Below are 14,084 nucleotides of genomic sequence, written 5' to 3' on the forward strand. Positions count from 1 at the left end.
GCTCCGTACGGACATGGCCCGAGCAGGTAGGTTTCAGGCGTGAGCGCCAACAGAAACGAGCACAGCCCCCACGAGGACAAGCTGCCCATCCGGATGCTGCACGACCGGGTGCTCGTCCGCCAGGACACGAGCGAGGGCGAGCGCCGGTCGGGCGGCGGGATCCTGATTCCCGCGACGGCGGCGGTGGGCCGCCGCCTCGCCTGGGCGGAGGTCGTGGCGGTCGGTCAGAACGTGCGGACCGTGGAGCCGGGCGACCGGGTGCTGTTCGACCCGGAGGACCGGGCGGAGGTCGAGGTGCGGGGCACCGCGTACGTGCTGATGCGCGAGCGCGACCTGCACGCGGTGGCCGCGGACCGGTTCGAGGGGTCGGAGGACTCCACCGGTCTGTACCTCTGACAGGACGGCTCAGAAGGGAACGAAGGGGCCGGTGACCGTGGTCACCGGCCCCTTCGCCGTTCCTTTGCTAGCCTCGGGAGGGAGCCCGACGAGACGCGCCGTACCGGGTCGAAGGCAAAGACGACGCACCTGATGTCCGTCGTGACGCCCGGTCGACCACCCGGCGTCGCCGTCTTCGCGGAGGTGCCCGTCGTGGCCTGGGTTCTGCTTGTCGTCGCCGGTCTGCTGGAAGTGGGCTGGTCGATCGGAATGAAGTACAGCGAGGGGTTCACGCGACCGGTGCCCAGCGTCCTGACCGGCGCGGGGATCGTCGCGAGCATGCTGCTGCTGTCCTACGCCGCCCGTTCGCTGCCCATCGGCACCGCCTACGGCGTGTGGGTGGGTATCGGGGCGGCCGGTGCGGCGGTGCTCGGCATGGTGGTGCTGGGGGAGCCGGTGACCGCCGCCCGGATCTTCTTCGTCTGTCTGCTGCTGGTGGCCGTGGTGGGTCTGAAGGCCACCTCGGGGCACTGAGGTCTCGTCACCGGTCCCGCGGGTCCCGCGGGGCTCGGGCCTTCCGGCCCAGGGCCCCACGCGGGTCCCGCGGGCCGGCTACTGCCCCTGTGCCGTGGTGGCGTGATGGCCGCGGCCGGTGCCGGTCGTCGTGCCGGTGTCCGTTCCGGTGCCGCCCGCGCCCGGGCCCGTGCTGGTCCCGGATCCGCCGTCGCCGCCCGCGCCGCCCCCTCCCGTGGGGTCCCCGGTGGTCGGCGTACCGCCGCCGGCGCCGCCGGGGGTGCCGCCGCCCTGGGTGTCCCCGCCGGCGGGCGGGGTGCCGCCCGTGCCGTCCGTGGCGCCGGTGTCACCGCCGGGACCGCCCTGGGTGTCGCCGGGGCCGCCGCCGTCGGTGGGCGTTCCGCCGCCGTCGGTGGGCGTGCCGCCGGTCTGTCCCTGGTCCTGGCCCTGGGTGTTCTGGCCCTGCGTGTTCTGGCCGGGGCTGGCCGAGCCGGCCGTGTCACCGCCGCCGTCGGTGCCGGTGCCGGGGCTGGTCTGCGCCGGGTCGCTCGGCGGTGCCTGGGTCCGGTCGGCGCCGGGCTGGAGCTGGAGGTCGAAGTCGCTGACCGGGGTGCCCTTGAGGGCGTCGCCCATGAACTGCGCCCAGATGCTGCCGGGCGGTCCGCTGCCGTTGACGCGGGCGAGGCCGAGGGCGCCGTAGAGCGGCTTGTGCGCGGCGGTCTCCGGGTCCTGGCCCATGACGGAGACGACGGTGGCGAGGTCGGGTGTGTATCCGGCGAACCAGGCCGCCTGGTCGTTCTCGGCGGTACCCGTCTTGGCGGCGGCCGGGCGGCCGATCGCCTGGGCGGGGGCGCCGGTGCCGTTCTGGACGACGCTCTGCAGTACGGAGGTGGTGGTGTCGGCGGCCTCGCGGCTGACGGCCTGCGAGACGGTGCTGTCGTGGCCGGGCAGGGCCACCGCGTCGGAGCCGTCCTTGGTGATCTTCTTGACGATCGTGTATGTGCCGTGCTTGCCGTGGTTGGCGAGGGTCGCGTACGCCTCGGCCATGTCCACGACGCTGGCCTGGGCCACGCCGAGCGCGATGGACGGGGAGCCGATCAGCTCCGGGGTGTCGGAGGGGAGGCCGAGGGCGAGCGCGGTGTCCTTCACCTTGTCGGAGCCGACGTCGACGGCCATCTGCGCGTACACCGCGTTGACGGACTTGTCGGTGGCCTCACGGACGGTGATGTCGCCGTAGGACTGCTGGTCCTCGTTCTCCGGGGCGTAGTGGCCGCCGTTCCAGCCCTGGACGGGCCGCTTGTCGGTGCCGTCGTAGAGGGTGTTGGGGGTGATGGGGCGCGAGTCCTGGGTGGTGGAGTCGTTCTGCACGGCGGAGGTGAGGACGAACGGTTTGAAGGTGGAGCCGACCTGGAAGTCCCGCCGGGTGGCGTTGTTGGTGTACTGCTTGACGTAGTCGACGCCGCCGTACATCGCCACGACCTGCCCGGTCTTCGGGTCGACGGCGGCGCCTCCGGCGCGGACGTAGGTGTCGGTCTTGTTGTTCTTCTTGTCCAGCTTGTTCATCAGCTGGTCGTCGACCGCCTTGACGAAGGCGTCCTGCTTCTTCTTCTGCAGGGTGGTGGTGATGCGGTAGCCGCCGGCGGCCAGTTCGTCCTCGTCGAGGATCTTGTTCTTGGCCAGGTAGTCCTTCACCGCGCGCACGAGGTAGCCGCGCTGCCCGGCCATGTTCGTCGGGACGGTGGCGGCCCTGGGCTCGGGGAACTTCAGGCCGGCCCGCTCGGAGGCGCTGAGCCAGCCCTTCTTGACCATGCCGTCCAGGACGTAGTGCCAGCGGGCGACGGCGGCCTGCTTGTTCTCCGGGTGGGCGGAGACGTCGTACTCGCTGGGGGCGTTGACCAGCGCGGCGAGGTAGGCGGCCCGGGCCGGGTCGAGGTCCTTGGCCTTCACCCCGTAGTACGCCTGCGCGGCGGCCTGGATGCCGTACGCGTTGCGGCCGAAGAAGCTGGTGTTGAGGTAGCCCTCGAGGATCTCGTCCTTGGACTTGTTGCGGTCCAGCTTGATCGAGATGAAGAACTCCTTCACCTTGCGGGTGACGGTCTGTTCCTGGCCCAGGTAGTAGTTCTTGACGTACTGCTGGGTGATCGTCGAACCCGACTGCTTGCCCTTGCCGGTGACGGTGTTCCAGCCGCCGCGGACGATGGCCTTGGGGTCGATGGCGGACTCGCTGTAGAAGTCGCGGTCCTCGGCGGCGAGCACGGCGTGCTGGGCGGCCTTGGAGACCTGGTCCAGCGGGACGCTCTCGCGGTTGACCTCGCCGTCGCGGGCGATCTCGGTGCCGTCGGCGTAGAGGTAGACGTTGGCCTGCTTGACGGCGAGGGCGTTGGCGGACGGGATCTTGACCAGCGAGTAGCCGAGGAAGAACGCGCCGAAGCCGAGCAGGACGAGGGTGAGGAACGCGCCGAGCGTCATGCGCCAGGTCGGGAAGATCCGCCGCCAGCCGGAACGCCGGCGCTTGGGGCGTTCGCCCTTGCCGCCCTTGCCGCCCTTGCCGTCCGGGCCCGCGGTGCCGCCACCGCCCGCGCCGGCGTTCCCGCCACCGGCGACGGAGGCGAGGGCCGCGGTGGTCGTGGCGGCGGGGGAGGAGGCGGGTGCGGCGGCCGGTGCCTTGCGTCCGCCGGCACCGGCTCCCGTCGCGGCCCAGGCGGGAGGTGCCGTACGACGTCGCGGCGCGCCCTGCGGCTCCGGCTCCCGGCCGGCCTCCTGTGCCGGCCGCGGTGCCGGCTCCGGCACCGGAGCGGCGCCCGGACGACCGGCGTCACCACCGGCGCCGGCCCCCGCGCCGGGCCGCGAACCGGCTCCCGCACCGCCCGCGCCCGACCGCGGCCCCGCACCAGGACCACTCTTCTGCGCACCGGAGGGGGATCCCGATCCCGCACCGGAGCCCGTCTCCGTACCACGGGCGGACCCCGCGCCGGAGGCGGATCCCGCGCCGGAGTCCGGCTCCGCACCACGGGTGGACCCCGCGCCGAAGTCCCGTCCCGCTCCGGGGCCCTGGCGCTGTGCCCCGGCCTCCGGTCGTGGGCCGGGCCGCTCCCGCGGCTCCCCACCGGGCCGCGACGGCGGTCGCGTTCCCGGCTGCGGCTGCGCGCCGCTCCCTGGCTGCTGCGCCCCGGCCTTCGGCTGCGGCTCGTCGCTCATCTCGTGCACGGACTCCTGTTTCGCCTCGTACGTTCCCGTACGCCCTCATGCGTCTTCTGCGCCCCCGGATGAAGACTCTCGTACCTCGCGTTCCGTTCCCGTGCTCCGGGACTTCCGGCGCGCGGAAAATGCGTGGCACGTCACGTTCCGCGCGCACTAGGCTCCTGCGCTTCGGTGTCGGCGGAGCTTGGAGGGCGTGACGTGGGCGCTGGACGGTTGTACGTGGCCGTCGCGGCGGGCGGATTCAGACGGTACGCGACGTATCGGGCGGCCACGGCGGCCGGGGTGTTCACGAACACGGTCTTCGGCCTGATCCTCGTGTACACCTATCTCGCGCTGTGGGACGCCCGGCCGCATCTGGGAGGGTACGACCACTCCCAGGCGGTGACGTACGTGTGGCTGGGCCAGGCGTTCCTGGCGACGCTCGCGATCGGCGGGGGCGGGGTCGAGGACGAGCTGATGGAGCGCATCCGTACCGGGGACATCGCCACGGACCTCCACCGCCCGGCCGACCTCCAGCTGTGGTGGCTCGCGGCGGACCTGGGCCGGTCGGTGTTCCAGCTGCTGGGCCGCGGGGTGGTGCCCTTCGTGTTCGGGGCGCTGGTCTTCCCGGCCATGCTGCCCACCGACCCGGTGACCTGGGCGGCGTTCCTCGGTGCGGTGCCGCCGGCGATGCTGGTGAGTTTCGGGATCCGGTTCCTGGTGGCGCTGAGCGCGTTCTGGCTGCTCGACGGGGCGGGAGTCGTGCAGATCGCGTGGCTGGCGGGGCTCTTCTGCTCGGGGATGCTGCTGCCGCTGAACGTCTTCCCGGGCGCCCTCGGCGAGGTCGTACGGGTCCTGCCGTGGTCGTCGCTGCTCCAGGCCCCGGCCGACGTCCTGCTGGGACACGCGGATCCGCTGCGCACGTACGCCTTCCAGGGCGCGTGGGCGGTGGCGCTGCTGGGGGCGGGGAGGCTGCTGCAGACGGTGGCGACGCGCCGGGTGGTGGTCCAGGGTGGCTGACCTCACCGGTGACACGCCGGACGCCGTACCGGCCGCCCCGGGCTCCGTTCCGGCGGGCCCGGACGCCGTACCACCCGCCACCGCCTCCGCACCGCCCGCCACGGACCCCGCGTCCCGGTCTGCGTCCCCGTCTCCGTCCGCGTCTCGGTCTGCGTCCCCGTCCCGCGGCCGGCTCGCCGAAGGCCTGCGCGCCTACCGCATGATCACCGCGATGTGGCTGCGTTCCACGATGGCCTACCGGACCTCCTTCGTGCTGACCACCTTGGGGAACTTCGCGGCGACCGCGCTCGACTTCGTGGCGATCCTGCTGATGTTCTCCCGCGTGGACGCGCTGGGCGGCTACTCGCTGTCCGAGATCGCCTTCCTCTACGGGCTGTCCGGCACGTCCTTCGGGCTGGCCGACCTCGCGATCGGCTCGATGGACCGGCTGGGACGGCGGGTGCGCGACGGCACCCTGGACACGCTGCTGGTCCGCCCGGCGCCGGTCCTCGCGCAGGTCGCCGCGGACCGGTTCGCGCTGCGCCGGCTGGGCCGCGTCACGCAGGGGCTCCTGGTGCTGGGATACGCCCTGTGCACGCTGGACCTGCACTGGACGGCGGCCAAGGTGCTGCTGATGCCGGTGATGGTGCTGAGCGGCTGCGCCATCTTCTGCGCGGTCTTCGTGGCGGGCGCGGCCTTCCAGTTCGTGGCGCAGGACGCCTCCGAGGTGCAGAACGCGTTCACCTACGGCGGCACCACGCTGCTGGAGTACCCGCCGACGGTGTTCGGCAGGGAGCTGGTGCGGGGGGTGACGTTCGTCCTGCCGCTGGCCTTCGTCAACTGGGTCCCCGCGGCCTATGTGCTCGAACGCCCCTACCCGCTGGGGCTGCCGTGGTGGACGGCGTTCACCCCGCCGCTGGTGGCGGCGGCGTGCTGCGCGCCGGCGGGACTGGCCTGGCGGGCGGGACTGCGGTCGTACCGGAGTACGGGAAGCTGAAGCTGGAGGGACACAGGACATGGACACGGGAGCGGACGGCGCGCTCGAGAGCGCCCCCGAGCGGACGGGCGGCGGGGCCTTCATCGAACTCGACCGGGTCGAGAAGGTCTTCGACGTGCGCAAGAAGACCGGCTTCCTGAAGCGGGAACGGCGGCGGGTGCGGGCGGTCGACTCGATCTCCTTCACCGTGGCGCGCGGCGAGATGGTCGGCTACATCGGCCCGAACGGCGCGGGCAAGTCGACGACGATCAAGATGCTGACCGGCATCCTGACCCCGAGCGGCGGCCGGCTGCGGGTCGCCGGCATCGACCCCTCGCGCGAGCGGACGCGGCTCGCGCGGCGCATCGGGGTGGTGTTCGGGCAGCGGACGACCCTGTGGTGGGACCTGCCGCTGATCGACTCCTACCGGCTGATGCACCGCATGTACCGCATCCCCGACGCCCGTTACCGCGAGAACCTCGACCGCTGCGTGGAACTCCTGGAACTGTCCGGCCTGCTGGACGTCCCGGTACGGCAGCTCTCTTTGGGCCAGCGGATGCGCGGCGACATCGCGGCGGCCCTGCTGCACGACCCGGAGGTGCTGTACCTGGACGAGCCGACCATCGGCCTGGACGTGGTCAGCAAGTCCAGGGTCCGTGAGTTCCTGCGCGACCTGAACGCCGAGCGCGCCACGACGGTGCTGCTGACCACCCACGACCTCCAGGACATCGAGCAGCTGTGCTCGCGGGTGATGGTGATCGACCACGGCCGGCTGATGTACGACGGCCCGCTGGCCGGCCTGCACGAGGCGGGGGAGGGCGAACGCACCCTGGTGGTGGACCTGGAGCGCGAACTGCCGCCGGTCGACGTGCCGGGCGCGCGCGTGGTCCGCGTCGAGGGGCCGCGGCAGTGGCTGGCGTTCCCGGCGGGCGAGTCGGCGGCGCCGCTGGTGGCGCGGATCGCGGACCGCTACCCGCTGGTGGACCTGTCGGTGCGCGAGCCGGACATCGAGGCCGTGATCGCCACGATGTACGAGACCGGAGCGCAACGCGTGGGCTCGTAGCCTCCCGCGCGGCGAACTCGTAGGCTGCTGCCCATGACCGACGCCGTGCCGCCCCCAGGAGAGACGCCCGCCGGGCACCCCGTCCCCGAGCTGCGTGCCTCCGACGCCGACCGTGAACGAGTCGCCGAGGTCCTGCGGGACGCCCTCGCCGAAGGGCGCCTGGACATGGCGGAGTTCGAGGAGCGGCTGGAGGCGACGTACCAGGCGCGCACGTACGGGGAGCTGGCGCCGATCACCCGTGACCTGCCGGTCGGGCCGGGCGCGGTCCCCCTCGCCCCGTCCGTCTCCCTCAGCAAGGAGCCCGCCGGGGACGGGAGTTGGGCGGGACGGATCACGGGCGGCGAGGGGTCGTCGTCGTGGGCCGTCGCCGTCATGTCCGGCTTCCAGCGCAAGGGCCGGTGGACGGTTCCCAGGCGCTTCACCTGCTTCGCCTTCTGGGGCGGCGGCGAGATCGACCTGCGCGAGGCGGACTTCGCCGACCGCGAGGTCGAGATCAACTGCATCGCGATCATGGGCGGCGCGCAGGTGATCGTGCCGCCCGGTGTCGAGGTGGTCGTGCGCGGCATCGGCATCATGGGCGGCTTCGACCACCGCGAGGAGGGTGTGCCGGGCGAGCCGGGCGCCCCGCGCGTGATCGTCACGGGCTTCGCCTTCTGGGGCGGTGTGGGGGTCGAGCGCAAGCTGACCAGGGCCGAGCGCCAGCGGCAGAAGGAGGAGCGCCGCCGGGAGAAGCTGGACCGCAGGGCCGAGCGCCGCGAGCTGCAGGCGGGCCGCCGCGACGAGCGCCAGGAGCGCTGGGCGCGGCAGTGGGAACGCCAGGAGGAGCGGCTGGAGCAGCACCGCGAACGGCACGAGGAGCGCTGGGAGCGGCACCGCGAACGCCGGGAGCAGCGCCGGGACGGCCGGGGGCACCGCGACTTCTAGGGCCGCTCGCCCCCTCCTCCGGTTCTCCCTGCTCCTCCTGCCCCCGGTTGTCCCCGCCCCGCAGGCCCTCCCCGCCCCGCGGGCTCCCCCCCCGTGCCGCCGTGCCGCCGTCGCCCCCGCGCCCTCGCCCCTTCCGGGTGAGGCCGGGAACTCCTGTTCCGTCCCGGGAGTAGGTCAGGAGGGGACAATCGTGCGCGGGGCGGGTGCGGGAACACGGAACGGGTGGAGCGGATGGAACGAACGACGACGGCGGTGCCACAGGCGGACGCGGAAGCGGCGGACGCCGCGGCCGTCCCCCGGCGCGCGATGACCGTGTTCAGCCCCGCCGACGAGGAGCGCCGGCGCGGTGTGCGCCGGATGAAGCTCACCGCGACGGGGCTGCTGCTGTTCGTGGCGGTGGTGTACGTCCTGGCCAAGTGGGCCGAGCACACCGGTGCCGGTGCCTGGGCGGGGTACGTCGCCGCGGCCACCGAGGCGGGCATGGTCGGTGCGCTCGCCGACTGGTTCGCGGTCACCGCCCTCTTCCGGCACCCGCTCGGGCTGCCCATCCCGCACACCGCGATCATCCCCACCAAGAAGGACCAGCTCGGCGTCTCGCTGGGCGAGTTCGTCGGCGAGAACTTCCTCTCCGAGGACGTCGTACGGCAGCGGCTGCGCGCCGTCGGCATCGGCGGCCGGCTGGGCGCCTGGCTCGCCCGTCCGGAGCACGCCGACCGGGTGACCGCCGAGCTGGCCACCGCGCTGCGCGGCGCGCTGACGGTGCTGCGCGACTCCGACGTGCAGGCGGTGGTCGGTGAGGCGATCACGCGCCGGGCGGCGGTGCAGGAGATCGCGCCCGGGCTCGGCAAGATGCTGGAGAGGATCGTCGCCGACGGCGGGCACCGGCGCGTCGTCGACCTGGTGGTCAGCCGGGCGCACGACTGGCTGGTGCTGCACGGCGACTCCGTGATGGACGCCGTCCAGGGCGGGGCGCCCGGCTGGACCCCGAAGTTCGTCGACCGGAAGGTCGGTGAGCGCGTCTACAAGGAGCTGCTGCGCTTCGTCACCGAGATGCGGGACATGCCGGGCCATCCCGCGCGCGGCGCCCTGGACCGCTTCCTCACCGACTTCGCCTCCGACCTGCAGTCCGACAGCGACACCCGGGCCCGTGTCGAACGCCTCAAGAGCGAGGTGCTGGGCCGCGGCGAGGTCCAGGACCTGATCGCCTCGGCCTGGTCCGCCGTACGGTCGATGATCGTCTCGGCGGCGGAGGACGAGCGCAGCGAGCTGCGGATGCGGGTGCGGGCCTCCCTGCTCTCCCTGGGCAACCGGATGGCCGAGGACCCCAAGGCCCAGGGCAAGGTGGACCGCTGGGTGGAGGGCGCCGCGGTGTACGTGGTGACGACGTACCGCAAGGAGATCACCTCCCTGATCACCGACACCGTGGCGGGCTGGGACGCCGAGCACACCACCCGCAAGATCGAGGCGCACATCGGCCGTGACCTGCAGTTCATCCGGATCAACGGCACGGTGGTGGGGTCGCTGGCGGGACTGCTGATCTACACGGTGTCGCGCGTCCTCGGAGCGTAGGCGGCCGGTGCCAGGGCGTGATCCCATGGGTTCGGGGGCACCCGGAGTGAGGTCCGCTCGACGAGGAGGGAGCCCATGGCCACCGCAGACGCCGCAAGCGCCGCAGGGTCGTCAGGTGACGGCACCGGCCGCACCGTGACCACCGACATCCCCGCCAGACTCGACCGTCTTCCGTGGTCGCGCTGGCACTGGACCATCGTGGTGGGCCTGGGCACGGTGTGGATCCTGGACGGGCTGGAAGTCACCGTCGTCGGCAACATCGCCAGCCGCCTGTCGGAGCCGGGCAGCGGTCTGGCGATCAGCTCCGGGCAGGTCACGGGCGTCGCCGCCGCGCTGTACGTGGCCGGGGCCTGCGTGGGCGCCCTGTTCTGGGGGCGGCTGACCGACCGCTACGGCCGCCGGAAGCTGTTCATGATCACCCTGGCGGTCTATCTCGCGGCCACCGCCCTGACCGCCGTCTCCTTCCACGCCTGGTGGTTCTTCCTCTTCCGCTTCCTGACCGGGTTCGGCATCGGCGGCGAGTACGCGGCCATCAACTCTGCGATCGACGAGCTGATCCCGGCGAACTACCGCGGCCGGGTCGACCTGATCATCAACGGCAGCTTCTGGGTGGGCGCGGTCGGGGGTTCGCTGCTGTCCATCCTCGCGCTGAACACCCACTTCCTCGCCGCCGACGTGGGCTGGCGGCTGACGTTCGCGCTCGGCGCCGTCCTCGCCCTGGTGATCCTGCTCGTACGGCGGCACGTGCCGGAGAGCCCGCGCTGGCTGCTGATCCACGGCAAGGACGGCGAGGCCGAGGAGGTGGTGAGCGGGATCGAACGGCGGATCGAGTCGGAGACGGGCGGGCCGCTGCCAGAGCCGCAGGGCGAGATCACCATCCACCAGCGCCGCAGCGTGTCCTTCCTGGAGATCGGCCGCACGGTCTTCGCCCACTACCCCAAGCGGGCCGTCCTCGGCTTCTCGCTCTTCATCGGCCAGGCCTTCCTCTACAACGCCATCACGTTCGGCTTCGGTGCCATCCTGACCAAGTTCTTCGACGTCCCCTCCGACCGCACCGGCTACTACTTCGCCGTCATCGCGGTCGGCAACTTCCTCGGCCCGCTGCTGCTCGGCAAGCTCTTCGACACGGTCGGCCGCCGGGTGATGATCTCCTCGACCTACCTGCTGTCCGGCCTGCTGCTGTTCGGCACGGCCTGGCTGTTCGACCGCGGCGCGCTCGGCGCGAGCACGCTGACCGCCTGCTGGTGCGCGGTGCTGTTCTTCGCCTCGGCGGGCGCCTCCAGCGCGTACCTGACGGTGTCGGAGATCTTCCCGATGGAGACCCGGGCGATGTCCATCGCGTTCTTCTACGCCCTCGGCACCGCCGCCGGCGGTATCAGCGGCCCGGTGCTCTTCGCCGACCTCACGGGCACCGGCAAGGTCGGCGACACGGTCCTCGCCTTCTCGATCGGCGCGGCGCTGATGTGCGCGGCGGGCCTGGTGGCCGCCTTCCTCGCGGTCGACGCCGAGCGCCGCTCCCTGGAGGACATCGCCACGCCGCTGACCGCCGTGCCGGCGAAGAGCGGACCGTCCGCGGGCAAGGGCCGCCCCGACGTCACGCCCCCGTCGTCGAGCCCGGCCTGACGATCATCAGGACGGTGACGGTGGCCCACAGCAGGTTGAACAGGCCGGTGAACATGGCCAGCCGGGCGGTGGCGCGGGCGGTGCCGCCGCCGCCCTCGCCGGTGGCGCCGCCCGTGTCCTCGCCGGTGGCCCCGGTGGCGCTCACGACGACGAGGGTCGCTGAGGCGGGGCTCGCTGAGGTGAGGCGTTCCGCGGCGGGGCGTTCCGCGGTGAGGCTCTCCTCGGTCAGGTCCTCCGCGGTGGGGCTCTCCGCGGTGAGGCTTTCGACGAGGGCCGCCTGGCGGGGCAGGACCAGTGCGGCGAGCACCAGCGCGGCGAGCGCGGTCAGCGCGATGGACACGAGGAGCCACGTGTCGCCCAGCACGCCCATGTTCCGCGCCGTCGCGAACCCGAACACCGGCACGACGACACCGACGACGGCGTACACCTGGCAGATCCGCAGCAGCAGCCGTACGGTCTCCACCGCCCGCAGATCACCGGGCGAGGCAAGCGCGCGGCGCGCGGCGGGCGGGAACATGCTGGCGGCGACGGTGACGGGCCCGATGGCGACGATCGCGGCCAGGACGTGCACGGCGAGGAGGAACTTGGTCACGCGCCGACGCTAGACGGACCGGTGAGCCGGAAGAAGCGGCAGGAATGCCAGGTACCGACGGATTCTCGCCAGGACCCGGGGCCGGCGGGACACCGGCTACCCCCAGTGCCCGCCCCCGGCGCGCCCGCCTACGCTCCCCGCATGCACACCGTGGCCGTCCTGGTGCTGGACCAGGTGATCCCGTTCGACCTCTCCGCCCCCGTCGACACCTTCGGCTGGGCCAGACGGCCCGACGGCCGGGCCCTCTACGAGACCCGGGTCTGCTCGGTGGAACGGGAGGTGCGGGCGGCCGGCGGCGCGTTCACCGTCCGGGCGCCGTACGGCCTGAGCACCCTCGCCGAGGCGGACACGATCGTCGTGCCCGGGGTCGCCGACCCCACCGCCCCGCTCCCGCCGGGCGTCGCGGACGCGCTGCGCGCCGCGGCGGCGAACGGCACGCGCATCGCCTCGATCTGCGTCGGCGCCTTCCTCCTCGCGGCCACCGGCCTGCTGGACGGCCTGCGCGCGACGACCCACTGGACCGCGGCGCGGACGCTGGCTCAGCGGTACCCGCGGGTGACCGTCGACCCGAACGTCCTCTACGTCGACAACGGCCGGCTCCTGACCTCCGCGGGCGCCGCCGCGGCCCTGGACATGTGCCTGCACATGATCCGCAAGGATCACGGCTCGGCGACCGCCGCGCACGCCGCCCGCCTGTCGGTGATGCCGCTGGAACGGGAGGGCGGCCAGGCGCAGTTCATCGTCCACGACCTGCCGCCCGCCCCCGCCGGCGCCACCCTGGAGCCGGTGCTGCGCTGGCTGGAGCAGCACTGCGACCGCGACCTCGCCCTGGAGGAGATCGCGGCCCGGGCCGGCATGAGCACCCGCACCCTCAACCGCCGCTTCCGCGAGCAGACCGGCACGACGCCGTTGCAGTGGCTGCACCGCGCGAGGGTGCGGCGCGCCCAGCACCTGCTGGAGACCACGCCGGACCCCGTGGAACGCATCGCCGAACAGGCCGGTTTCGGCTCGCCCACGGCCTTCCGCGAACGCTTCCGCAGGGTGGTGGGCACCAGCCCGAGGGCGTACCGGAACGCGTTCCGGGCCACGCGGGACTGAGCCGGAGCGGGCCGAGCCGGAGCGGCCCGAGGCGGCGCGGGGCCGCGGGTGGGACCGCGTCCCTTACGAACCGCGCCGGTCGGCCACGGCCCAGGATGCGGCGGCGACCGCCCCGGCGACCCCGAACACGGCGGGCCAGGCGCCCACCTTCTTGGCCAGCGGGTGCGACCCGGCGAACGCGGCGACGTAGGCGGCGGTGAGCGCGCCCGCCGCCTTGCCGCCCGCCCGCTGCCGCCACTGCTGCGCGGCGACGGCCCCGGCGACGGCCAGCACGGCCCCGCCCAGCTGCCGCTTCTTGGTCCAGCGGGCCACGCCGTAGCCGCCGACGAGTCCGGTCGCGGCGACCGCTGCCGTAGGAATCCTCGCCATCACTGTCTCCCTGTCTCCCCCGACTCCCGCACGTGCCGTGACTCCCGCACGCGTCGAACGCCCCGAGGCTAACCCCCGCCCCGGCCGACGGGCGGACCGGCCCCGAGCAGGCCAGAGTGAGACCCAGGTCACACCATCGGGATCCGCGGGCCTGTCACACACCGCGCCCCGGATCCGTCGTATCACTGCAACCGCATGACGACGAGCAACGATGACCAAGGAGCCCACGATGGAAGCCCGCCTGAACCTCTTCCAGAACCCCGTCGCCGGCAAGTTCTTCCGCTACATCAACTCCGCGGGCAAGGTCCTGTCGGACTCGACGCTCCCGGCCGCGACGCAGGAGCTGGTGAAGATCCGCGCCAGCCAGATCAACGGCTGCGGTTTCTGCACGGACATGCACACCAAGGACGCCGCGCACGCCGGTGAGACGGCACAGCGCCTCCACCTGGTCGCCGCGTGGAGGGAGGCCACGGTCTTCACCGAGGCCGAGCGCGCCGCCCTGGAGCTGGCCGAGGAGGGCACCCGCATCGCGGACGCGGCCGGCGGCGTCAGCGACGAGGTCTGGGAGAACGCCACCAAGCACTACGACGAGGACCAGCTGGCCGCTCTCGTCGGCCTCATCGCCCTGATCAACGCGTACAACCGCCTGAACGTCGTCATCCAGCAGCCGGCGGGCGACTACCAGCCGGGCATGTTCGGCTGATCCATGGCCGACGGACACCGGCGGCACGGTCCCGCCGCGGAAGGCCCCCTGGCGTGCCGCCCGTACGGCGCGCCGCCGGGGGGCCGGGACCGGGCGCACC

General features: G+C 73.1%; 13 protein-coding genes and 1 riboswitch. Of the genes, 10 read left to right on the top strand and 3 right to left on the bottom strand.

What is annotated here, in order from left to right:
* Positions 1-39 precede the first annotated feature (39 nt).
* Complete coding sequence (locus tag ABZ719_RS12245) at positions 40-396, top strand: co-chaperone GroES (RefSeq protein WP_037853273.1); 357 nt, start codon at positions 40-42, stop codon at positions 394-396.
* Between the two features lie 55 nt (positions 397-451).
* A riboswitch (guanidine-III (ykkC-III) riboswitch) is annotated at positions 452-526 on the top strand.
* A gap of 62 nt (positions 527-588) precedes the next feature.
* Complete coding sequence (locus ABZ719_RS12250) at positions 589-909, top strand: multidrug efflux SMR transporter (RefSeq protein WP_360972607.1); 321 nt, start codon at positions 589-591, stop codon at positions 907-909.
* 78 nt (positions 910-987) lie between these two features.
* On the opposite strand, the gene ABZ719_RS12255 is transcribed toward ABZ719_RS12250, so the two are convergent.
* Positions 988-3,678, bottom strand: a complete 2,691-nt coding sequence (locus tag ABZ719_RS12255) for a transglycosylase domain-containing protein (protein ID WP_366725124.1) — start codon at positions 3,676-3,678, stop codon at positions 988-990.
* A 609-nt stretch (positions 3,679-4,287) separates the two neighbouring features.
* Between ABZ719_RS12255 and ABZ719_RS12260 the strand changes: the two genes are divergently transcribed.
* From ABZ719_RS12260 to ABZ719_RS12285, 6 genes are all read left to right on the top strand, one after another.
* Positions 4,288-5,088 (top strand): ABC-2 family transporter protein, encoded by an 801-nt coding sequence (locus tag ABZ719_RS12260; RefSeq protein WP_366725125.1) that lies wholly within the window; start codon positions 4,288-4,290, stop codon positions 5,086-5,088.
* Between the two features lie 184 nt (positions 5,089-5,272).
* On the top strand, positions 5,273-6,064 hold the full coding sequence (locus tag ABZ719_RS12265; protein ID WP_366725245.1) for an ABC transporter permease: 792 nt from the start codon (positions 5,273-5,275) through the stop codon (positions 6,062-6,064).
* Between the two features lie 19 nt (positions 6,065-6,083).
* Positions 6,084-7,106, top strand: a complete 1,023-nt coding sequence (locus ABZ719_RS12270; protein WP_366725126.1) for an ABC transporter ATP-binding protein — start codon at positions 6,084-6,086, stop codon at positions 7,104-7,106.
* A gap of 33 nt (positions 7,107-7,139) precedes the next feature.
* The gene (locus ABZ719_RS12275) at positions 7,140-8,030 is read left to right on the top strand and encodes a DUF1707 domain-containing protein (protein WP_366725127.1); all 891 of its coding nucleotides are present in this window, start codon (positions 7,140-7,142) and stop codon (positions 8,028-8,030) included.
* Positions 8,031-8,336: 306 nt separating this feature from the next.
* Positions 8,337-9,599, top strand: a complete 1,263-nt coding sequence (locus tag ABZ719_RS12280; protein WP_366725246.1) for a DUF445 domain-containing protein — start codon at positions 8,337-8,339, stop codon at positions 9,597-9,599.
* 75 nt (positions 9,600-9,674) lie between these two features.
* Positions 9,675-11,222: an MFS transporter gene (locus tag ABZ719_RS12285; protein ID WP_366725128.1), complete on the top strand. Its 1,548-nt coding sequence runs from the start codon at positions 9,675-9,677 to the stop codon at positions 11,220-11,222.
* Here the strand turns inward: ABZ719_RS12285 and ABZ719_RS12290 are convergent.
* A complete protein-coding gene (locus ABZ719_RS12290; protein ID WP_366725129.1) occupies positions 11,194-11,814 on the bottom strand; it encodes a DUF2269 family protein in 621 nt (206 codons plus the stop codon). The genes ABZ719_RS12285 and ABZ719_RS12290 overlap by 29 nt on opposite strands.
* Positions 11,815-11,955: 141 nt before the next feature.
* Here ABZ719_RS12290 and ABZ719_RS12295 point away from each other — a divergent pair, with 141 nt between their 5' ends.
* Positions 11,956-12,912, top strand: coding sequence for a helix-turn-helix domain-containing protein (locus ABZ719_RS12295; protein WP_366725130.1), 957 nt, complete (start codon positions 11,956-11,958; stop codon positions 12,910-12,912).
* Between the two features lie 63 nt (positions 12,913-12,975).
* On the opposite strand, the gene ABZ719_RS12300 is transcribed toward ABZ719_RS12295, so the two are convergent.
* Positions 12,976-13,281, bottom strand: coding sequence for a hypothetical protein (locus tag ABZ719_RS12300; RefSeq protein WP_366725131.1), 306 nt, complete (start codon positions 13,279-13,281; stop codon positions 12,976-12,978).
* A gap of 229 nt (positions 13,282-13,510) precedes the next feature.
* Here ABZ719_RS12300 and ABZ719_RS12305 point away from each other — a divergent pair, with 229 nt between their 5' ends.
* Positions 13,511-13,984, top strand: a complete 474-nt coding sequence (locus ABZ719_RS12305; protein ID WP_366725247.1) for a carboxymuconolactone decarboxylase family protein — start codon at positions 13,511-13,513, stop codon at positions 13,982-13,984.
* The last annotated feature ends 100 nt before the right edge of the window (positions 13,985-14,084 follow it).

The organism is Streptomyces sp. NPDC006743 (assembly GCF_040703815.1).
GTDB lineage: Bacteria > Actinomycetota > Actinomycetes > Streptomycetales > Streptomycetaceae > Streptomyces.

Coding starts and splice junctions, on each gene's coding strand:
- ABZ719_RS12270 (WP_366725126.1), top strand. CDS start 6,084: ATGGACACGGGAGCGGACGGCGCGCTCGAGAGCGCCCCCGAGCGGACG.
- ABZ719_RS12275 (WP_366725127.1), top strand. CDS start 7,140: ATGACCGACGCCGTGCCGCCCCCAGGAGAGACGCCCGCCGGGCACCCC.
- ABZ719_RS12280 (WP_366725246.1), top strand. CDS start 8,337: ATGACCGTGTTCAGCCCCGCCGACGAGGAGCGCCGGCGCGGTGTGCGC.
- ABZ719_RS12285 (WP_366725128.1), top strand. CDS start 9,675: ATGGCCACCGCAGACGCCGCAAGCGCCGCAGGGTCGTCAGGTGACGGC.
- ABZ719_RS12295 (WP_366725130.1), top strand. CDS start 11,956: ATGCACACCGTGGCCGTCCTGGTGCTGGACCAGGTGATCCCGTTCGAC.
- ABZ719_RS12300 (WP_366725131.1), bottom strand. CDS start 13,281: ATGGCGAGGATTCCTACGGCAGCGGTCGCCGCGACCGGACTCGTCGGC.
- ABZ719_RS12305 (WP_366725247.1), top strand. CDS start 13,511: ATGGAAGCCCGCCTGAACCTCTTCCAGAACCCCGTCGCCGGCAAGTTC.